The organism is Pseudomonas sp. BB438 (assembly GCF_057180225.1).
Genome location: NZ_CM170001.1, coordinates 4,375,638 through 4,396,433, shown reverse-complemented (window position 1 = coordinate 4,396,433; position 20,796 = coordinate 4,375,638). Strand labels below are relative to the sequence as shown.

The 20,796-nt window shown below is 66.6% G+C and carries 18 protein-coding genes; 5 read left to right on the top strand and 13 right to left on the bottom strand.

Annotation, left to right across the window (positions count from 1 at the left end; genetic code table 11):
• Position 1 precedes the first annotated feature (1 nt).
• The 3 genes from AC1ZV1_RS20115 (at position 2) to AC1ZV1_RS20105 (ending at position 2,005) form a co-directional block, all read left to right on the top strand.
• Entirely contained in the window at positions 2-595 is a 594-nt protein-coding gene (locus AC1ZV1_RS20115) for an RNA polymerase sigma factor (RefSeq protein WP_484293300.1), read from the top strand.
• Positions 592-1,299 carry a hypothetical protein gene (locus AC1ZV1_RS20110; protein ID WP_484293299.1) on the top strand — a complete coding sequence of 236 codons (708 nt, stop codon included), beginning with the start codon at positions 592-594 and terminating at the stop codon, positions 1,297-1,299. The genes AC1ZV1_RS20115 and AC1ZV1_RS20110 overlap by 4 nt, the downstream gene beginning before the upstream one ends.
• Before the next feature lie 127 nt (positions 1,300-1,426).
• Positions 1,427-2,005 (top strand): translation initiation factor 2, encoded by a 579-nt coding sequence (locus tag AC1ZV1_RS20105; RefSeq protein ID WP_484293298.1) that lies wholly within the window; start codon positions 1,427-1,429, stop codon positions 2,003-2,005.
• A gap of 78 nt (positions 2,006-2,083) precedes the next feature.
• Here the strand turns inward: AC1ZV1_RS20105 and AC1ZV1_RS20100 are convergent, their stop codons facing one another.
• From AC1ZV1_RS20100 to AC1ZV1_RS20065, 8 genes are all read right to left on the bottom strand, one after another.
• Positions 2,084-3,901 (bottom strand): long-chain-acyl-CoA synthetase, encoded by a 1,818-nt coding sequence (locus tag AC1ZV1_RS20100; RefSeq protein ID WP_484293297.1) that lies wholly within the window; start codon positions 3,899-3,901, stop codon positions 2,084-2,086.
• A 261-nt stretch (positions 3,902-4,162) separates the two neighbouring features.
• The gene (locus AC1ZV1_RS20095; RefSeq protein ID WP_484293296.1) at positions 4,163-4,984 is read right to left on the bottom strand and encodes an SDR family oxidoreductase; all 822 of its coding nucleotides are present in this window, start codon (positions 4,982-4,984) and stop codon (positions 4,163-4,165) included.
• Between the two features lie 134 nt (positions 4,985-5,118).
• On the bottom strand, positions 5,119-7,110 hold the full coding sequence (gene atuF / locus AC1ZV1_RS20090; protein ID WP_484293295.1) for a geranyl-CoA carboxylase subunit apha: 1,992 nt from the start codon (positions 7,108-7,110) through the stop codon (positions 5,119-5,121).
• Positions 7,111-7,178: 68 nt separating this feature from the next.
• Complete coding sequence (gene atuE / locus AC1ZV1_RS20085) at positions 7,179-7,973, bottom strand: isohexenylglutaconyl-CoA hydratase (protein ID WP_484293294.1); 795 nt, start codon at positions 7,971-7,973, stop codon at positions 7,179-7,181.
• Positions 7,974-7,977: 4 nt separating this feature from the next.
• Positions 7,978-9,138: a citronellyl-CoA dehydrogenase gene (atuD, locus tag AC1ZV1_RS20080; RefSeq protein ID WP_484293293.1), complete on the bottom strand. Its 1,161-nt coding sequence runs from the start codon at positions 9,136-9,138 to the stop codon at positions 7,978-7,980.
• Positions 9,139-9,312: 174 nt separating this feature from the next.
• Positions 9,313-10,929, bottom strand: coding sequence for a geranyl-CoA carboxylase subunit beta (gene atuC, locus AC1ZV1_RS20075; RefSeq protein ID WP_484293292.1), 1,617 nt, complete (start codon positions 10,927-10,929; stop codon positions 9,313-9,315).
• 3 nt (positions 10,930-10,932) lie between these two features.
• Entirely contained in the window at positions 10,933-11,808 is an 876-nt protein-coding gene (locus AC1ZV1_RS20070) for an SDR family oxidoreductase (protein ID WP_484293291.1), read from the bottom strand.
• A 13-nt stretch (positions 11,809-11,821) separates the two neighbouring features.
• Entirely contained in the window at positions 11,822-13,615 is a 1,794-nt protein-coding gene (locus tag AC1ZV1_RS20065) for an acyclic terpene utilization AtuA family protein (RefSeq protein ID WP_484293290.1), read from the bottom strand.
• A 219-nt stretch (positions 13,616-13,834) separates the two neighbouring features.
• Here AC1ZV1_RS20065 and AC1ZV1_RS20060 point away from each other — a divergent pair, with 219 nt between their 5' ends.
• Positions 13,835-14,455 carry a TetR/AcrR family transcriptional regulator gene (locus AC1ZV1_RS20060; RefSeq protein WP_484293289.1) on the top strand — a complete coding sequence of 207 codons (621 nt, stop codon included), beginning with the start codon at positions 13,835-13,837 and terminating at the stop codon, positions 14,453-14,455.
• Between the two features lie 67 nt (positions 14,456-14,522).
• Here AC1ZV1_RS20060 and AC1ZV1_RS20055 read toward each other — a convergent pair whose 3' ends face one another.
• The 5 genes from AC1ZV1_RS20055 to eat form a co-directional block, all read right to left on the bottom strand.
• Complete coding sequence (locus AC1ZV1_RS20055) at positions 14,523-15,287, bottom strand: lysostaphin resistance A-like protein (RefSeq protein WP_484293288.1); 765 nt, start codon at positions 15,285-15,287, stop codon at positions 14,523-14,525.
• A 101-nt stretch (positions 15,288-15,388) separates the two neighbouring features.
• Positions 15,389-15,559 carry a DUF2897 family protein gene (locus AC1ZV1_RS20050; protein ID WP_484293287.1) on the bottom strand — a complete coding sequence of 57 codons (171 nt, stop codon included), beginning with the start codon at positions 15,557-15,559 and terminating at the stop codon, positions 15,389-15,391.
• 47 nt (positions 15,560-15,606) lie between these two features.
• A complete protein-coding gene (gene eutC, locus AC1ZV1_RS20045; RefSeq protein ID WP_484293286.1) occupies positions 15,607-16,383 on the bottom strand; it encodes an ethanolamine ammonia-lyase subunit EutC in 777 nt (258 codons plus the stop codon).
• A gap of 13 nt (positions 16,384-16,396) precedes the next feature.
• A complete protein-coding gene (locus AC1ZV1_RS20040) occupies positions 16,397-17,770 on the bottom strand; it encodes an ethanolamine ammonia-lyase subunit EutB (protein WP_484293285.1) in 1,374 nt (457 codons plus the stop codon).
• 57 nt (positions 17,771-17,827) lie between these two features.
• A complete protein-coding gene (gene eat, locus AC1ZV1_RS20035) occupies positions 17,828-19,192 on the bottom strand; it encodes an ethanolamine permease (RefSeq protein ID WP_484293284.1) in 1,365 nt (454 codons plus the stop codon).
• Between the two features lie 301 nt (positions 19,193-19,493).
• Between eat and AC1ZV1_RS20030 the strand changes: the two genes are divergently transcribed.
• A complete protein-coding gene (locus AC1ZV1_RS20030; protein WP_484293283.1) occupies positions 19,494-20,795 on the top strand; it encodes a sensor histidine kinase in 1,302 nt (433 codons plus the stop codon).
• Position 20,796: the final 1 nt, after the last annotated feature.

The window sequence follows — 20,796 nt, the reverse complement described above, 5'->3', positions numbered from 1 at the left end:
GTTGAAGATATCCACCAGGGATGAAAGCGACGCGGCATTGCTGCGGCGTTACCGACAAGGCGACGCCGAGGCCTTCGGTGAGCTCTATGCTCGCCATCGCCTCGGCCTCTTCCGCTTCCTCTGCGGGCTGTGCGGCGACCACGCCCAGGCCGAGGAAGTTTTTCAGGAAACCTGGCTGAGCCTGATCCGCAGCGACAGCCAGCCGCTGGGCGCCGCCAGCTTCAAGACCTGGCTGTACCAGATTGGCCGTAACCGTCTGATCGATCACTGGCGCAAGCTGGGGCGGCACCAGGGCCGCCAGGAAAGTTTCGACGAGCAACTGCACGGCGAGGCGCTGGCGGGCGAGAGTGTCGATCCTGAGCGCGAGCTCAGTCTGTCCCGCGACCAGCAGCGTCTGCAGGGGGCTCTGGAGGCGCTGCCGGAGGAACAGCGCGAGGTATTTCTGCTGCGCACCCACGGTGACCTCGAGTTGAACGAGATTGCCGAGCTGACGCGAACCCCGGCTGAAACGGTGAAGAGTCGGCTCCGCTATGCGATGCAGAAACTACGTCGGTTGTTGTCCGATCCGTCGGTGACCGAGGAGGTGAACCCATGAACCGCGATTCGCATGAGCAGGAACTGCTCGAGCACTATCGCCGGCATAGCGACGAGCAGCCGTCGGCGCAGCTGGACGCGCGAATCCTCGCCGCCGCCCGTGCTGCCGTGAAGGAGAGGCAGCCCGGTTTCGCCCAGCGCCTGCACCACTGGCTGCTGGGCGCCGGCAGCCGACAGCGCTGGGGCGTCGCCGTCGCTGGCCTGGCGACCCTGGGGATTGGCCTGAGCCTGACCCTTCGCACCTTCGAGGAGGCGCCGAATCGCTTCGATGCGCCCGTCGCGCCGGCGATGATGCGCGCGCCAGCTCCCGCGCCTGTCATGGCGCCACCGGCCGCTCCGGCTGCCGCACCCTATGCGGCGGAACCGAGCATGGCTGCGCCGCCGATGGACAGTGCCGCGAACGGCGCGGCGCCTGACGAGCTCGCCAAGCCTGCGCCGATGAGCAAGAAAATGGCGGTGGAGAGTGCGAAGGCAGAGGCTCGCGCGCTGACTGACGCCCCGTTGCAGGCTGACGGGAAGGCCCAGGGGATGTTGCAAGCATTCGCAGAGCCGAGCGACGAGCCGCGCGCCAGCCTGCTGCGTCTTCGGGACTTGCAGGACAAGGGGCGGAAGGAGGAGGCTGAACGTGTGCGAGCGAGTCTCCGGCAGCGCTTTCCGACCCTGGAAATCGACAAGGCTCTGAAGGAACTGCCTGACAAGCCTTGATCAATGACAGGCCGGGTTCAGTGCCGGTCTGTCAGACTTGTCCTCAGTAATGCCTTGTCATGGCAAGACTCTTGCTCTGCCACGCAGCACGCGCCAGCATTGCGCGGTTTTTCTGACGGTCCGCTCCATGAAGAAGTCCCGAATCCTTGTCATTGCCAGTCTGTCCCTGCTGCTTGCCGCCTGTGGCGATGAGCACAAGGACAAGGCTGCCACTCCGGCTACCGCTCCAGTTCCGGCGCCCAGCCCGGCCGCCGCACCCGCAGCGGTGACTCCGGCACCGGCGCCGAAACCGGCCGCTGAGCAGCCACGTGAGTCGGAGGCCAAGCCGGCAGCGGCCAAGGTGGTCGCGTCCCCCAAGGCTCCTGCGGTCGAGGCGTCCATCAAGCCCGAAGCCAAGGCACCCTCGAAGACACCGGCGCAGGTGAAGAAGCCAGTCGATCCCGTCGTCAAGCAACCCTTGCCGCCGGTGAAACTTGACCTGCGTCTGCCTAAGGAAATGGTCCACCAGCTGGAGCCGGACAGATCGGTGACCGAGCTGGAAGACAAGCCGTTGCTGCCGCAGATGTTCGGCGAGAAGACCGGAGAAAGTCCGTTCCAAGTGGGTGGCCGGCTGATTCAGCGCGAGCCCAACGAGCGCGAAACCGGTGACGACAGTTGGCATTCGGACATCCGTGGTGCCGAGCTGCAGTTCAAGTTCCGAAATTAGACGTCCGGACATCCTGTAGGAGCGCGCCGTGCTTGCGATCGTGTGCGAGGCGCACTCCTACAGAAAGTTCTTCCGGGCTTAGAAGCGGTGTACGCCCCCGCGAATCGCCTCGAACAGTGTCCCGTCCAGTGGCCGGTAGACCGCTTCGCCGGGCAGTCGCACGAACAGCGCTTCGCTGACGGCTGACGGGTCGTAGGCGTTGCGCTTGAGGTCGGTCTTCTTGTACTTGAAGGTCCCGGTGGTCTCCACCTGGGCCAGCAGGCGCAGGAACAGGGGTACGGCGTAGGCCGGCAGCTCACGATCCAGGTGTGCTGCCAATTGCGCGGCGTCGAAGTTGGCGTCGTCGGCGAGGCGCAGCGCGGCCATGCCGCAGCGGCCGTTGGTGCCGGGAATCTCCACGCCGTAGACCACCGCATCTTCCACGCCGGGGAAAGCACCCAGGGCGTTTTCCACCTCGGTGGTGGAAACGTTCTCGCCCTTCCAGCGGAAGGTGTCGCCCAGGCGGTCGACGAACTGGGTGTGCTTGAAGCCGATGTCGCGCATCAGATCGCCGGTGTTGAACCAGGTATCGCCTTCCTTGAACACGTTGCGATAGATCACCGCCTCGCTCTTGGCCGGATCGGTGTAGCCATCGAACGGCCACTTGTCGCTGATCTCGCTGATCAGCAGGCCGGCCTCGCCCTTGTCGACCTTCTCCATGAAGCCCTTGGCGTTGCGCACCGGCTGGTCGTTCTCCAGGTCATAGCGCACGATCGCGTAGGTTGCTGGCGAGAAGCCCACTGTATTGTCGAAGTTGAATACATTGGTGAAGCCGATATTGCCTTCGCTGGAGGCGTAGAACTCGGTGATGCGCTCGATGCCGAAGCGCTCCTTGAACTCGTTCCAGATCGACGGACGCAGCCCGTTGCCGATCATGCAGGTCAGGCTGTTGCCACGTTCTTCCGCGCACTGCGGCTGGTTGAGGAGGTAGCGGCATAGCTCGCCGATATAGCCGAAGCAGGTCGCCTGGTAGGTCTGTACGTCCTTCCAGAAGGCGCTGGCGGAGAACTTGCGGCGCAGGGCGATGGCCGCGCCCCCGGCCAGCACGGCGCTCCAGCAGACGGTCACGGCGTTGTTGTGGTAGCAGGGCAGGGTCAGGTAGAGCACATCGCTGTTGGTCAGCCCGAGCCCGGAATGGCCGAAGCCGCCATAGGCCTTGATCCACTTGCCGTGGCTCATGATCGAGGCTTTCGGCAGGCCGGTGGTGCCGGAGGTGTAGATGTAGAAACACGCGTCCTTGAGGCGTACCCGCGCGGTTTCCGGCAGGTTGTTCGAATCCTGCTCCTGGGCCAGGCGCATCAGACTGTGCCAGCCGGCTGGCGGCTGCGCGGAGTCATCGTCGTCGGCGATCCAGTAGCAGTGACCGCCGCTGTTCTCCAGGGCCGGCCGGACGTCTTCGAAGGCCTCGCGCAGCTCCTCGCCGACCACGAAATGGCTGGGCTTGACCAGGTTGAGGCTGTGGCTGAGCACCTGGCCGCGCTGGGTGGTGTTCACCAGCGCGCCGATGGCGCCGAGCTTGGCCAGGGCGGCGAGCACTACCATGAGTTCGGCACGGTTCTCCAGCATCACCGCGACCACGCTGGCGTGGCCGACGCCCTCGGCCTGGAAGGCCCGCGCCAGGCGGTTGGCCCAGCCGTTGAAGAGGGCGTAGGACAGTCGCCGGCGTTCATCGATCAGTGCGGGACTGTCCGGGTAGAGGCGCGCGGCGCGTTCCAGCGCCCAGCCCAGGGATAGGTTCTTCTCGCGGTTGCGGATGCCGGTGTAGTACAGGCCGCGCAGCATGCGGGGCACGCGGCCCAGGGTAGCCGGCAGGTGGGCGAGAAATCGGGTCGGGGTGATGATATCGGCATGAGACATTGACGCGTGCCCTTGTTGTCATTGTTGTCCGTGGCGTGCAGACATTTCTGCGCGACTCTAGGTCGCTCCCTGACGCTCGGCTATGGCCCTGGTGCGCACGGCGCAAGTCAGATCGGCAAACCTGCCGATAAGCGTTCATCGCAGTCTAGGGAAGGTTGGACTGACGGCCAGGGCGGGATTGTGTCGATTGGTAAGCGGCGCGGGCGGCTGCAGGAGAGGGGCAGGGCGGGCCGGTGCGGTGATCCGCCCTGCAGTGTCGCGTCAGTCGAGGAACAGGTCGGGCACCAGGCTGCCGCCGTTCGGGTCGAAGCGGTAGTGCTCGAAGTCGGTCTGGCCCTGTTCGCGCAGGATGTCCTCGTCGATCAGCAGGCGGCCGCTGATGGCACGTTCGCTGCTGGAGAGGATGGCGTAGGCGGCGTCGGCCATGATCGCCGGCGTGCGTGCGCGCTTGAAGGCATCACGGCTGCCCAGTTCGAACTCGATGGCGGCGGTGGCGATCATCGTCTTCGGCCACAGGGCGTTGACGCTGATGCCGTACTTCTTGAACTCCTCGTGCATGCCCAGGGTGAGCATGCTCATGCCGTACTTGGTGACGGTGTAGGGACCGTGCTGGGCGAACCACTTGCCGGCCAGGTTGATCGGCGGCGAGAGGCTGAGGATGTGGCCCTTGCTGGCTTTCAGGTAGGGCAGCGCGGCCTGGCTGCAGACCATCACGGCGCGGGTGTTGATCTGGTACATCAGGTCGAAGCGCTTGGGCTCCAGGCGCTCCACGCCCACCAGCTTGATGGCACCGGCGTTGTTCACCACCGCGTCGATCCCGCCGAAGTGTTCGGCGGCGCGGGCCATGGCGTCGCGTACGGCATTCTCGTCGCGCACGTCCAGTTGCAGGGCCAGCGCCTTGCCGCCCGCGGCCTCGACTTCCTCGGCGACGCTGAAGATGGTGCCCTCGAGTTTCGGGTGGGGCTCGGCGCTCTTGGCGGCGATGACGATATTGGCGCCGTCGCGAGCGGCGCGCAGGGCGATCTCGCGGCCGATGCCACGGCTGGCGCCGGTGATGAAGAGGGTTTTGCCGGTCAGGGACATGATTGGGGCTCCGTGTTCTTGTGGTCTTGTTCTGACGGATGGGGCTTGTAGGCGCGAGCTTGCTCGCGAACCCGGGCCCCGCAGCGGGGAGTGTTCGCGAGCAAGCTCGCTCCCACGAAATAGCGAAAAGCGGTTCAGGCGGACTCCAGCGCTTCAACCTCCACCAGCAACTGTCGGGATTTCACCTGTTCGCCCTTGCTCACCTGCACGCGGCGGATCACGCCGTCGACGCCGGCCTTGAGCGGGTGCTCCATCTTCATCGCTTCGAGCACCAGCAGTAGCTGGCCCTTGCTGACCCGCGTGCCTTCGGCCACCAGCACGTCGACGATGGCGCCATCCATCGGTGCCTTCACGGTGCCGGAGCCGGCGCCGGCGGCGATGCCAGCCGGTTCGTGGGTGACGTCCAGCAGCTCCAGGTTGCCGTCTGCGCCGTACAGCCAGAGGTGTGCGCCTTCACGATGGAAGGGCAGGCGGCGGCGGATGCCGTCGGCTTCCAGGATGGCGTCTCCGTTCTCCTCGCCCAGCAGGCGCAGGGTGATCTCGCTGTCGCCGATGCGGGCCAGCAGCGTCGGCCGGGGACCATGCTCGCGGACGTGCAGTTCGACGACGAATTTCTCCTCGCCGTGCTTGAGCGCGAAGCGCCACGGCGCGCTGCCTGCACTGCGCCAGCCGGACAGACCCGGCTGGTGCGCACGGTCACTGGCCGAAGCCTGGTAGAGCAGGGCGGCGGCGCAGGCCAGTTCCAGCGCTTGCGGCTGGCGCGGGGCCAGGCTCGGGTCGCCGGCGAACTGCTCGCCGATGAACGCAGTGGTGGCCTTGCCGGCAGCGAACTCCGGGTGCTTGAGCAGATTGGCGAGGAACCGCTGGTTGCCGGTCACGCCCAGCAGCACGCAGTCCTCGACGGCGCGGACCAGCTTGCGCCGGGCCTCGTCGCGGGTGGCGCCATAGGCGATGACCTTGGCCAGCATCGGGTCGTAGAACGGTGTCACTGGCTGGCCTTCGCGCAGGCCGTGGTCGATGCGGATGCCGTCCAGCTGCGGCGGCGTCCAGCGCAGCACCTGGCCGGTCTGCGGGAGGAAACCATGGCCGGCGTCCTCGGCGTACAGGCGCACTTCGATGGCGTGGCCCTTGAGCTGAATCTGCTCCTGAGTCAGTGGCAGCGGGTGGCCTTCGGCGACGCGGATCTGCCAGGCCACCAGGTCCTGGCCGGTGACCAGTTCGGTGACCGGGTGCTCCACCTGCAGGCGGGTGTTCATTTCCAGGAAGTAGAAGGCGCCGCTGGCATCGAGCAGGAACTCCACCGTGCCGGCGCCCAGGTAGTTCACCGAGGCAGCGGCCTTCACCGCGGCCTCGCCCATGGCGGCGCGCAGTTCCTCGTTCAGCACCGGGCAGGGCGCTTCCTCGATGACCTTCTGGTGGCGGCGCTGCACCGAGCAATCGCGCTCGCCGAGGTAGACGATGTGGCCGTGGCTGTCGCCGAACACCTGGATCTCCACGTGGCGTGGCTGCACCACGGCTTTCTCCAGGATCAGCTCGCCGCTGCCGAAGGCGTTCTGCGCTTCCGAACGCGCGGTGCGCAGCTGTTCGGCGAGGTCTTCGCTGCGGGTCACCAGGCGCATGCCGCGCCCGCCACCGCCGGCGCTGGCCTTGATCATCAGCGGGTAGCCGATGCGCTGCGCTTCGCGGGTCAGCGTGGCGTCGTCCTGCTCGGCGCCTTCGTAGCCGGGAATACAGGGTACGCCGGCTTCGAGCATGGCGATCTTCGACAGGCGCTTGCTGCCCATCAGGTGGATGGCTTCCACGCCGGGGCCGATGAAGGCGATGCCGGCGGCCTCGCAGGCGCGGGCGAAGTCGGCGTTCTCCGAGAGGAAACCGTAGCCGGGGTGGACGGCGCCGGCGCCGGTGCGCTTCGCCGCGTCGAGTATCGCTTCCGGCTTCAGGTAGGACTGGCCCACCGGGGCTGCGCCGATGCACACGGCCTCGTCGGCCAGTTGCACGTGGCGGGCGTTGGCGTCGGCCTCGCTGTACACGGCCACGGTGCGGTAGCCCAGGTCGTGGGCGGTGCGGATCACCCGGCAGGCGATCTCGCCACGGTTGGCAATCAGGATCTTGTCGAAGCTGGGCATGGTGGCTATTTCCCTCTCCCCAGCCCTCTCCCTGAAAGGAGAGGGGGTTGTCTGGCGTGCGCGCTGAATCACTGCGCCCAGTTCGGTTTGCGTTTCTGCACGAAGGCCAGGGTGCCTTCGGCGCCTTCCGCGCCAGTCACCGCGGCGGCGAACTGGCGGGCCGCGTCGTCCAGCAGCGGGCCGAGTGCGTCGGTCTCGGTGGCCAGTAGCAGGGCCTTGGTGGCGGCGTTGGCGCCGGGAGCGCAGCGGCGGACCTGGTCGAGGCTTTCTGCCAACTGCTCGCCAAGGCTCTCGGCGCTGTCAGCACAGACATGCACCAGGCCCAGGCGCAGCGCCTCGCGGCCATCGAAGCGGGCGGCAGTAAGGGCCAGGCGGCGTGCCTGGGTCAGGCCGATGCGCTTCACCACGAAGGGCGCGATCTGCGCCGGCAGGATGCCGAGGCTGGTTTCCGGCAGGCCGAACTGCGCGTCCACCGCCGCCAGGGCGATGTCCGAGACGCAAGCGAGACCGAAGCCGCCGCCGAGCACCGCGCCTTCCAGCACGGCGACCAGCACCTGGGGCTGCGCCTGGGCTTCCTCCAGCAGGCCACCGAAGGCGCGGTTCAGCGCGGCGTAGGCGTCGGGACCGGCGGCGCGGGCGCCGGCCATGTCCTTGATGTCGCCGCCGGCGCAGAAGTGCCCGCCAGCGCCGCGCAGGACGATGGCGCGCACCGCGCGGTCGTCGCGCACGGCGGCGAACACCGCGCGCAGTTCGCTGACCATCGCCAGGCTCATGGCGTTGCGGCTGTCCGGGCGGTTCAGGGTGACGTGCAGCACGCCGCTGTCCCGTTCCAGCAGCAGGGTTTCGCAGTTCGGCAGGGTCATGGTCTCAGCCCTTCTTCTTGCCCGGCAGGGTGCCCATCAGCTTGCAGATGATGCCCAGCATGATTTCGTCCGCGCCGCCGCCGATGGACACCAGGCGAGTGTCTCGATAGGCGCGGGCAATCGGGTTTTCCCACATGAAGCCCTGGCCGCCCCAGTACTGCAGGCAGGCGTCGGTGACTTCGCGGGCCAGGCGGCCGACCTTGAGCTTGGCCATGGAGGCCAGGCGGGTCACGTCCTTGCCGCGGATGTACTGCTCGGTGGCCTGGTAGGTGAGGGCGCGCAGGCACTCGATCTCGGTCATCAGCTCGGCCATGCGGAAGTGGATGACCTGGTTGTCGATCAGCGCCTGGCCGAAGGTCTTGCGCTCCTTGCAGTAGTCGATGGTGGCGTTGACGCAGTACTCCAGGCCCTTGATCCCGCTGGCGGCGCCGAACAGGCGTTCTTCCTGGAACTGCAGCATCTGCATCATGAAGCCCGCGCCCTCGGCGCCGATGCGGTTGCGCTGTGGGACGCGCACGTCGTCGAAGAACACCTGGGCGGTCTCCGAGCTGCGCATGCCCAGCTTGTCCAGGTGCGGGCTGACGCTGATGCCCTTGGACTTCATCGGCACCATGATCAGCGACTTGTTGACGTGGGGCTTGTCGTCGGAGGTGTTGGCCAGCAGGCAGATGAAGTCGGCAGACGGCGAGTTGGTGATCCACATCTTGCTGCCATTGATGATGTAGTCGTCGCCATCCTTGCGCGCGGTAGTCTTGAGGCCCGCCACGTCGGAGCCGGCGCCGACTTCCGAGACGCCGATGCAGCCGACCATCTCGCCGGCAATGGCCGGGCGGAGGAACTCCTCGCGCAGCTCGTCGGAGCCGAAGCGCGCCAGGGCCGGGGTGCACATGTCGGTCTGCACGCCCAGGGCCATGGGCACGCCGCCGCAATGGATGGTGCCGAACTCTTCGGCGGCCACCACCGAGTAGCTGTAGTCCAGGCCCATGCCGCCGAATTTCTCCGGCTTGGAGATGCCCAGCAGGCCCAGGTCGCCGGCTTTCTTGAAGACCTCATGGATCGGGAAGCGCCCGGCCTTTTCCCACTCGTCGACGTAAGGATTGATCTCGCGTTCGACGAAGTTGCGGACGGTGCGGCGGAGTTCTTCGTGTTCCTGGGTGAAGATCATTGTTGTTGTTCTCCTTTAGCCTGAGTTGTTCCCTTGCCCTCTCCCCAACCTTCTCCCTGAAGGGAGAGTGGGCTGTTCGGCGCGGGCTGGAAATTCGCTTTACGCCGGGTTGCTTTGGCTCCCTCTCCCTTCAGGGAGAGGGCGGGGGGAGAGGGGCTCTTGCCCGCCTTCCCGTCAGAACCTCGCTACCCCAAAACTATTTCCCTTCAGCGGCCGCACGGCCGCCTCCGCGCAGATGTCCAGCAGGTAGCCGAGCAGCACGCGGGTGTCGCGCGGATCGATCAGCCCGTCGTCCCACAGGCTCGCCGTGCCGTAGAGCGCGGTGGACTGGGCGTCGAGCTTCTGCGCGGTCATCTGTTCGAGCATGTCGAGCATCTTCGGGTCGGGTTCCTTACCCTCCTTGGCGTGCTTCTCCTCGGTGACGATGCGCAGCACCTTGCCGGCCTGTGCGCCGCCCATCACGGCGGTGCGGCTGTTGGGCCAGGCGAAGATGAAGCGCGGGTCCAGCCCGCGGCCGCACATGGCGTAGTTGCCGGCGCCGTAGGAGCCGCCGACCACCAGGGTGAGCTTGGGCACGGTGGCGTTGGCCACCGCCTGGATCATCTTCGAACCGTGCTTGATCACGCCCAGGCGCTCGGATTCGGTGCCGACCATGAAGCCGGTGGTGTTATGCAGGAACAGGATCGGCGTGTTGCTCTGCTCGCACAGCTGGATGAACTGCGCCGCCTTGGCCGCGCCCTGCGGGGTGATCGGGCCGTTGTTGCCGATCAGGCCGCAGGCATGGCCTTCGATGTGCAGGTGGCCGCAGACGGTCTGGCTGTCGAATGAGTGCTTGAAGTCGAGGAAGCGCGAGCCATCGGCGATGCGCGCAACGATCTCGCGCACGTCATAGGGCTTCTTCGGGTCCGCCGGAACCACGCCGAGCAGCTCCTCGGCCGGGTGCAGCGGGGCGTCCCAATCCGTCTTCGGGCGCGCCGGCAGCTGGGCATTCCACGGCAGCGAGGCGAGGATCTCGCGGGCCAGGCGCACGCCATCGGCGTCGTTCTCCGCGAGGTACTCGGCCGTGCCGGCGACCTCGGCGTGCAGTTCGGCGCCACCCAATTCTTCATCGGTGGCGATTTCGCCGGTGGCGGCCTTGAGCAGCGGCGGGCCGGCGAGGAACATCTTGGCCTTGCCGCGCACCACCACCACGTAGTCCGACAGCCCCGGCTGATAGGCGCCACCCGCGGTGGACGAACCGTGCACCACGGTGACCTGCGGAATACCCATCGCCGACATGCGCGCCTGGTTGGCGAAGCCGCGCGCGCCCTCGACGAAGATGTCCGCCGCATAGTTCAGGTTGGCGCCGCCGCTCTCGGTCAGCGCTACCACCGGCAGCTTGTTCTCGAAGGCGATCTGCTGCAGGCGCAGGGTCTTCTTCAGGCCGGTGGGGGAGATGGTCCCGCCCTTGATCGCGCTGTTGCTGGCGGTCACCAGGCAGCGCACCCCGGCGATGTAGCCGATGCCCGAGATGATGCCGCCGCCGGCCTGGGTGCCGTCCTTGTCGTCGTGCAGCTTGTAGCCGGCCAGCGAGGCGATTTCGAGGAACGGCGCACCGGGGTCCAGCAGCAGGTTCAGGCGTTCGCGCGGCAGCAACTGGCCGCGCTTGTCGAACTTGGGCTTGGCCTCGGCGGCCTTGTCCAGCACCTTCTGTTCGACCTCGCGGAAACTCGCCACGGCAGCCAGCATGGCCTCGCGGTTGCGGGCGAAGTCCTCGCCCTGGGGATCGACTTCGGATTGGATGACCGGCATCGCTTACTCCTGATCCTTCAGTACATCGGGCAGGTAGGCACGGTGGAAGCCGTTGTAGGAACGGCTCTGCCCCGGCTTGCCCTTCGCCAGCGGGAAGGCGCGGCTGCCCTGGCTGGCGCCGCCGTCGATGCGGATGGTATTGCCGCTGATGAAGGCAGCGCCGGGGGAGAGCAGGAAGACGATGGCGGCGGAAACCTCCGATTCGGTACCGATGCGTTTGAGCGGCACGTGCTCGCGCAGGGTCGGGATCACCGCCTTGAACGCGCCTTCGTAGGTGTCCATGCCGCTGGACGCGACCCAGCCCGGCGCCACGGCGTTGACCCGCACGCCCGCGTGGCCCCACTCGATGGCGGCGGTCTTGGTGAAGTTCTCCATGCCGGCGCGGGCGGCGCCGGAGTGACCCATGCCGGGCATGCCGCCCCACATGTCGGCGAGCATGTTGACGATGCTGCCGCCGGTCTTGCTCAGGCTCTGGTTGAACACTTCGCGAGCCATGAGGAAGCCGCCGACCAGGTTGGTGCGCACCACGGCCTCGAAGCCCTTGAGGTTGATCGAGGCGAGCGGCGCGGGGTATTGCCCGCCGGCGTTGTTGACCAGATGATGGATCGGCCCGCGCTCGGCGATGACCTGCGCCACCAGCGCCTTCACCGCATCCTCGTCGCGGATGTCGCAGCTGTGCCAGCTGGCGCTGCCGCCGTCTTCGATGATTTCGCCGGCGCTCTTCTCCAGCTTCTCCGCCTTGCGCCCGACCAGCACCACGTGGGCGCCGAGTGCCGCCAACTCATGGGCGGTGCAGCGACCGATGCCGCTGCCGCCGCCGGTGACGATAATGGTCTGGCCGTCGAACAGACCGGGTTTGAAGATCGAGTCGTAGCTCATTGTTGTTGTCGTCCTACTGGCTCAGTTCATCGGCGATGTGCTGCGGCACCGCCACCGGGAATTCCAGCAACTGCTGGGCGAAGGCCTTGCCCTGCGGGTCGATGCGCAGGCTGGCGACACCGCCGCCGCCCAGGGCGTTCTCCAGCAGGAAATTCAGGCTGTGGGTGCCCGGCAGGTGCCAGCGGCTGACGCGGCCGAGCTGCGGGTCGAGCACGTGCTGCATCCATTCGGCTACCGAGCCTTCGCTCAGCGCCTCGGCGATCCATGGCAGGTACTCGGCCTTGCGTGCCATGACGCCGATGTTGCTGTGGTTGCCCTTGTCGCCAGAGCGGGCCACGGCCAGTTTCACCAGCGGCACGCTGGCCTGGGCCGGGCCAGTGGCCGCCGACACGGGGGTGTCGTCGGCCAGTGCGGACGGGTCGAAGCGATCGAGGGCGGGCAGAGTGACGCGCTGGCGCTGGCCATCGATCTCCACGGCCAGCTCGCAGCTGTCCTTGTCGATCAGGAAGGAGAACAGGCGAATCACCGGGTACACGGTGGGGCGGCCGCCGACGATGCCGGTCAGCCCCGGCGCCATGCCGGTGGCGGCCTGGGCGATCTCGCGGGAGAACAGCACCAGGGCTTCCTTGCGGCTGTGGCGCACGGCGAGCTTCACCACGATCTCGCGGTTGTCGCTGCGACGCCCGTGCGGACCGTAGGTGGCCTCGCTGCCGAGCAGTTCGATGCTGACCTCGCGGTACGGGCCCCAGCCACGTTCCATGAGGATTTCCTCGGTCTTGGCGATGATCGCCCGGCTGACCCGCTCGGCCTTCTTCACGGCGTCGATGCCGGCGATCAGGCAACTGGCGGTGCAGCGGAATCCATCCGGGTAGGTCGCGCTGACCTTGTACTGCCCGCTTGGCGGCAGGCCGCGGGCGCCGCTGACGGCCACGCGGTTGTCACCCACCGGGGCGAGTTCGACCTGGGTGAAGTCGCAGACCACGTCGGGCAGCAGGTAGGCGCGCGGATCACCGATCTCGTAGAGCATCTGCTCGCCCACCGACAGCGGTGTCACCAGCCCGCCGGTGCCCTGCGGCTTGGTCACGACGAAGTCGCCGCTGGCCTCTACTTCGATGACGGGAAAACCGATGTGCTCGTAGTCCGGCACGCTTTCCCAGTCGGTGAAGTTGCCGCCGGTGCACTGCGCGCCGCATTCGATGATGTGCCCGGCCAGTGCGGCCTGGGCCAGCTTGTCGTAGTCGTTCCAGGCCCAGCCGAATTCATGCACCAGGGCGGCGCTGACGACCGCGCTGTCGACCACGCGACCGGTGATGACGATATCGGCGCCAGCCTTCAATGCTTCCACTATGCCGGGAGCGCCGAGGTAGGCGTTGACCGACACGCACATCGGCGGCATCGGCGCGCCTGAGAACATCTCGCGGATGCCGGCCTTGGCCAGTTCGCCCAGGCGCGGCTGCAAATTGTCGCCATGCACCACGGCGATCTTCAGCGCTACGCCGGCCTTCTCGCAGGCCGCGGCGAGGGCGCTGGCGCAGGCCTGCGGGTTCACGCCGCCGGCGTTGCTGATCACGCGCACCTGTTTCGCCGCAAGGTCGCCCAGCAGCGGTGTCATCACCTCGACGAAATCGGTGGCGTAGCCTGCCTCGGGATTCTTCAGGCGGGCGCCGGCCATGATCGACATGGTGATCTCGGCGAGGTAGTCGAATACCAGGTAATCCATTTCCGCGCCGCGCACCAGTTGGGCGGCGGCGGTGGACGTGTCGCCCCAGAAGGCGGAGGCGCAGCCGATACGTACGGTTCTAGTCATTGTTCTGCCCGTGACGCTGAGTGATGGATCGACATTACCAAGCAAGCGCTTGGTTGAAAAGCCCCGAAAGTACGACAACCCCAACCATTGGATGGCCAAGCGCTTGCTTGGTTGGGGTTCGCGGGCTTACATTTCGTCAGACAACACAAGCACTTGCAGGGCGTTTCGATGAATCGCCCTGAGCAGATCGGCCGATGAGGCCAATGGGGAGAGAACAGCGTGGATGACCGCAAAGCTCGCGAAGTCATGCTGGAGCTGGTCGGGACCGGACAGATCACCGACCCGGAAAGCGCCCGCGGCAAGCTGTTGCACACGGCCGCGCACCTGTTCCGCAGCAAGGGCTACGAACGCACCACGGTGCGTGACCTGGCCGGCGCGGTGGGGATCCAGTCCGGCAGCATCTTCCACCACTTCAAGAGCAAGGACGAGATCCTGCGCTCGGTGATGGAGGAAACCATCCTCTACAACACCGCCCTGATGCGCGCTGCGCTGGCCGATGCCACGACACTGCGCGAGCGCCTGCTGGCGCTGATTCGCTGCGAGCTGCAGTCGATCACCGGCGGTACGGGCGAGGCGATGGCAGTGCTGGTCTACGAATGGCGCTCGCTGTCCGAAGAAGGCCAGGCCTACATCCTCAGCCTGCGCGACATTTACGAGCAGATGTGGCTGGAAGTGCTGGAAGAGGCGCGGGTTGCCGGTTTCAGCCAGGGCGATCCGTTCATCCTGCGGCGTTTTCTTACCGGGGCGCTGTCCTGGTCCATCACCTGGTTCCGCCCGCAAGGCAGTCTGACGCTGGACGAGCTGGCTGAGCAGGCATTGCTGCTGGTGATGCGCGAATAAGTTCGCCGTGGGCGGGAAACCGATCGCGGACTCCGTCCGCGATCGCTCAAGGCAGGTGCCGCGCTGATCAGATAATCCGCAGCGGATAACTGAACAGCAGCAGGTGCAGGCAGTTCACTGAGGCATGCAGCAGCACCGCCACAGCCAGCCTGCCGCTGAAGTGGAAGGCCAGGCCGTAACCCAGGCCGGCGATACCCGCAACCACGGCGAACAGCGGATTGATCGGCCAGTGCACCATGCCGAACAGCACACTCGCGGCCGTCACCCCGGCGATGGCGCCGAAGCGGCGCACCAGTTCGCTCTGCAGCAGGCCGCGGAAGAAGGCTTCCTCGGTCAGCGAGATCACGCAGACGTTGACCAGCATCCACAGCCAGAAACCGGGCGGCCATTTCGGGTTCCAGACCACCAGGCCACCGGCCACCGCGACCAGCGGCACGGCGAACAGCGTGGTGACGATGACGATGGCGGCGAAGTCCGGCGAGCGTCTTTCCGTCGGTACCGGGTCGCGGCGCAGCCACCAGGCGAGCAGCGTGGCGCCCACCAGTGCCTTGTCCCAGGACAGGTGCAGGGCATAGACGGGGGCGTCCGGGCTGAGCTGGCGCACCGGCCATAGCGTCCACGAGGTAGTGCCCGGCAGCAGGTGCGCGGCCAGGGCGACACTGAGTACGAGGCAGACGAGCCACCAGAGCAGGCGCGGCAGGCGATGCTCGCCGTAGAGGGTCCAGGCGACGTAGACGGCGCCGATCAGCAACCCCAGCGGCTGGACGAATCCCAGCGCGAATCCGCAGAGCAACAACACGCTTGGCAGCAGCGGCAGGAGTTTCCTGAGCATTCTTTCCTCCATCAAGGGAGGCGCAGTCTAGGCAATTTCGACCGCCGCTGGCCATCGCCGTGGCCAGTTTTTGACTGAAGCGTCAGTCAGTTAGGCAATTCTCACCGCTTGTCATCGGCTTCCTTGGCATCCATTTCGACATTGCGTTCGTGGATTCGCTTGAGCTGTTCCTCGGTGAGCGGGAGCTTTTTTGCGGTATCGCGCAGCATCATCAGTGCGCCGACGATGGAGCCCAGAGCTAGGGCGATGATCAACCAGGCATACCAGGGCATGGTCCCGTCTCCGACAGTGGTAAAGGAAAATCACGATACGCTGTGATTCAGACCTTGTCAGGCGCGTGGCGGTTCAGACTGTTCGTTTCAGGGAGGTCGCTGTCGTCCTTGAGCCTCACCCCACTCACCCGCAGGCGCAGCGCCTGCTGCAGCAGATGGGCGAGCTTGTATGCGGCCAGCGCGTACGGCAGGCCTTGTGGGCGGACGTTGGAGAGGCAGTTGCGCTCGCTGTCCATACGCCCCACACGCGGCTGCCAGGTGAGGTAGAGGCCGAGGCTGTCCGGCGAGCTGAGGCCGGGGCGTTCGCCGATCAGGACCAGCGCGAGTTTCGCCCCCAGCGCTTCGCCGATGCCGTCGCCAATGGCTACGCGGCCCTGCTCTGCGAGTACCACGGGCGTGTGCTGCCAGTCGGTGACGAAGCGCTCGCGCAGCGCGCTCAGCAAAGGCAGCGCGTGCTGCTGGACGGCGAAGGAGGAGAGGCCGTCGGCGATCACGATGACCAACTCGACCGTGGCCTGCTCACCTTTGAGGTGCCACTGGCAGTCCGGGTGCAGCGCGCGCCCCAGGTCCGGGCGCAGCAGATAGGTCTGGCGGTCCGGCGCCTCGCTGCGCGCACGCAGGACACGGAAGCCCTCGTGGGCCAGTGACTGCTGCAGCGCCTCGAAGTCCAGGGGGTGATGCACCGCGTCGCGCGCCTGCGCGTGGGCCAGGCCGAACTTGAGCACCTCGCGGGTCGGCAGGCTCGAGCCGACGCGGCCCAGCGCGATGCGCGCGGTGGTGTGCGCGCGCAGTTCGTCCCAGGGGTCGTTCTGGATCAGGTCCATGCGTTCCGGTTCCTCAGAAGGCCCGCAGCAGATCGTGGCCGGGGCCGATGGAGCGCAACTGGCCGGAGGGTTCGGTGATCGCCATCTTCGCCAGCCAGGCATCGAATTCCGGGGCGCGCTTCAGGCCCAGGGTGCTGCGCAGGTAGAGCGCGTCGTGGAAGGAGGTGCTCTGGTAGTTGAGCATGATGTCGTCGGCGCCGGGGATGCCCATGATGAAGGTGATGCCCGCCGCGCCCAGCAGGGTCAGCAGGCTGTCCATGTCGTCCTGGTCGGCTTCGGCATGATTGGTGTAGCAGACGTCGCAGCCCATAGGCACGCCCAGCAGCTTGGCGCAGAAGTGGTCCTCCAGCCCGGCGCGGATGATCTGCTTGCCGTCATACAGGTATTCCGGGCCGATGAATCCGACCACGCTATTGGTCAGCAGCGGCCGGAACTCGCGGGCCACGGCATAGGCGCGGGCTTCGCAGGTCTGCTGGTCGACCCCGTGATGACCGTTGGCTGAAAGCGCGCTGCCCTGGCCGGTCTCGAAGTACATGACGTTGTCGCCCAGGGTGCCGCGATTGAGCGACAGCGCCGCCTCGTGTGCCTCGCGCAGCAGGGCGAGGTCGATGCCGAAGCTCTCGTTGGTCTTCTGCGTACCGGCGATGGACTGGAACACCAGGTCGATCGGCGCGCCCGCCTCGATGGCCTGGATCTGCGAGGTGACGTGGGTGAGCACGCAGCTCTGCATGGGAATCTCGAAGCGCTGGCGCAGCTCGTCCATCATCCGCCACAGCTGCATCAGGGTGGCCTGCGAGTCGCTCGCCGGGTTGATGCCCACGACCGCATCACCGGCCCCGTAGAGCAGGCCGTCGAGCATGCTCGCGGCGATACCGCGCACGTCGTCCGTGGGATGGTTCGGCTGCAGGCGTACCGAGAGGTGGCCGGGCAGGCCGATGGTGTTGCGAAAGCGCGTGACCACGTGGCACTTCTTTGCCACCAGGATCAGGTCCTGATTGCGCATCAGCTTGCACACCGCGGCGGCCATCTCCGGCGTGATGCCCTTGGCGGCACGGGTGAGCGCGGCGCTGTCGGTGCTGTCCAGCAGCAGCCAGTCGCGGAAGTCGCCGACGCTGAGATGGCTGATCGGCGCGAAGGCGGCAGCGTCGTGGCCGTCGATGATCAGCCGGGTGACTTCGTCCTGCTCGTAGGGAATCAGCGCCTCGTCGAGGAAGCGCTTGAGCGGCACGTCGGCGAGGGCGATCTTCGCTGCCATGCGCTCTTCGTAGCTGTTGGCGGCCAGGCCCGCGAGGGCGTCGCCGGAGCGCGCCGGACTAGCCTTGGCGAGCAGGGTCTTCAGGTCGGCAAAGTGGTAGGTCAGGTGACCGATGGTAGTCTCGTACGGCATGCGAACATCCCGGTGACTGCACGCCGGCCGCGAAAACCGGCGCGCAGTGGGTGGCTGTCAGGCTCCTGTCAGCATAGCGTCCGCCGGGGCGCTGGCGCGATGGGCGGCGGTGAGCTGGAAGTAGACGAAGCCGGCGGCCATGAATGCCAGGAAGATCCCGGCGATCTGCAGGTTGAACCACACCATCGCTGCCAGGCACAGCACAGCCAGCGCCAGGGCAATGCCCGGCACCAGAGGGAAGCCCGGCGCGCGGAAGCTGCGTTCCAGGTCGGGCTCGCTGCGGCGCAGCTTGAACAGGCTGAGCATGCTCATGATGTACATGACGATGGCGCCGAATACGCTCATGGTGATCATCGCCGCGGTGAGGCTCATGCCTTGCAGGGCGATCAGGCCGTCGCTGTAGATCGCCGCGATGCCGACCAGCCCACCGGCGATGATGGCCCGGTGGGGCGTCTGGAAGCGCGAGAGTTTTGCCAGACCGCGCGGCAGGTAGCCGGCGCGGGCCAGCGCGAAGAACTGCCGCGAGTAGCCCAGGATGATGCCGTGGAAGCTGGCCACCAGGCCGAACAGGCCGATCCACACCAGCATGTGCAGCCAGCCGGAGTTCTCGCCTACCACCATCTTCATCGCCTGTGGCAGCGGGTCGTTGATGCCCGAGAGGGCCTTCCAGTCGCCCGCGCCGCCGGCGAACAGCATCACGCCGATGGCCAGCACCACGAGGGTCAGGATGCCGCTGACGTAAGCCTTGGGAATGGTGCGTTTCGGGTCCTTGGCTTCCTCGGCGGCCATGGCTGCGCCCTCGATGGCGAGGAAGAACCAGATGGCGAAGGGAATCGCTGCAAAGATGCCGCCGACGGCCGCGCCGCCGAAGCTGTCGGAGCCGGCCCAGCCATTGAGCACGAAGTTGCTGAAGCTGAAGCCCGGCGCCACCACGCCCATGAACACCAGCAGTTCAGCCACGGCGAGCACGGTCACCACCAGTTCGAAGGTCGCGGCGATGCTCACGCCGAGGATGTTCAGGGTCATGAAGATCAGGTACGCGCCGACTGCCGCGTGCTTGGGGTCGAGGGAAGGGAACTGCACGTTGAGGTAGGCGCCGATGGCCATGGCGATGGCCGGCGGGGCGAAGACGAACTCGATCAGCGTGGCGAGCCCGGCCACCAGCCCGCCTTTCTCGCCGAAGGCGCGGCGGCTGTAGGCGAAGGGCCCGCCCGCGTGGGGAATGGCGGTGGTCAACTCGGTGAAACTGAAGATGAAGCAGGTGTACATGGTCGCCACGAGCAGCGTGGTGACCAGGAATCCGAGGGTGCCGGCTACGCCCCAGCCATAGCTCCAGCCGAAATATTCACCGGAAATCACCAGGCCCACGGCGATACCCCAGAGATGCAAGGTGCCGAGGGTGGGTTTGAGTTGCGTGCTCATGCGAGGTCTCCAGGACAGAGGATGAAAGACACGACCCCGGCGTTCGTGCAGTGGTCGTGCCATTCGCCGGAACTCGGTCGCAAAGTGCCAGTTCGCGTCGTTTCGTGAACATTCGCCACCTGATTGCCTGCTTCGAGGCGGTGCGGCGGCGTTTCGCACGTCCCGTTCGGGTGCATCGCATCGGCGCTTGTTGCAGCGCGATGACCGCTCCGTGAAGCTTCCTGGCCGCGCGACGGCTGTCACAGGATGGCAATCTGCCGCTGGTCTACTGGCGCCCATCCCAGCGACCGGAGATTCGCCGATGACCACCCGCGCCCTGCACGAGCTGTTGCGCCAGGTAGCGCCCTTGGCACCGGAACTGAGCATCAGTGACGTGGCTGAACGCTTCCTCGACGCCGAGCACCGTTCCTTCCTCTCGCTGCCGGTGGTGGACGCCACCGGGATGCCGCTGGGACTGGTCAGCCGCAACGGCCTGCAGGACATCTTCATGCAGCGTTTCGGCCGGGACCTCTGGGGGCGCCGCCCGGCCAGCGACGTGATGAACGCGCAGCCGCTGAAGGTGCGCGCCGACCTCAGCCTCGAAGAGGCGTCGCAGCAGGTCACCGCGCAACTGAGCTACCCGATCACCGAGGATTTCGTCCTGGTGGACGAACAGGGACGCTACCTCGGCCTCGGCACGGTGCTCGACCTGCTAAAGGCCATGGAACAGCGGGTCGCCCAGCGCAACCGCGTGCTCAACAAGACCCTGCAGGACCTGCGCGAATCCCAGGCGCAACTGGTGCAGTCGGAGAAGATGGCCTCCCTCGGCCAGATGGTGGCCGGCGTCGCCCATGAACTGAATACCCCGCTGGGCTACGTGAAGAACAACGTCGCGCTGCTGCGCGAGCTGCTGGTCCCGCTGCTTGGCCTGACCGAAGCGCAGAGCCTGCTCAACGAGTGCCTGGACGATCCGGCCTGCGAACCCGGGCAACTCACTCGCGCCCGTGCTGCCTTCGAACAGGCCCGCGACGAGGCTGCGCTGGAGCAACTGGTGGGCGATCTCGACCAGCTGTTCGGCGACACCGACTTCGGCCTGGCGCAGATCGGCGAACTGGTCGGCGGCCTGAAGGACTTCGCCCGACTGGACCGCGCCCGCAGCGAGGAAGTCGATCTCAACGACTGCGTCCGCAGTGCACTGCTGATCGCTCGCAACAGCATCAAGGAAAAGGCCGAGGTCGCCACCCAGCTCGGCGTGCTGCCCAAGGTCGCCTGCGCCGCCAGCCAGATCAACCAGGTGTTGCTCAACCTGCTGACCAACGCTGGCCAGGCCATGGAGACGTTCGGCCTGATCCAGGTGAAATCCTGGGCGGACGAAACCCACGTGCACCTCTCGGTCCAGGACAACGGCAAGGGCATGGACGAGGCAGTGCGCGCGCGCATCTTCGATCCCTTCTTCACTACCAAGCCCGTGGGGCAGGGCACGGGCCTTGGCCTGTCGATCAGCTACAAGATCGTCCAGGACCACGGCGGCCGCATCCGCGTAGCGTCCGAACCCGGGCGCGGTACGCGATTCCTCATCAGCCTGCCGATCCAGCAGGCCAGCGAACTGAAACGGAGCGCCTGAA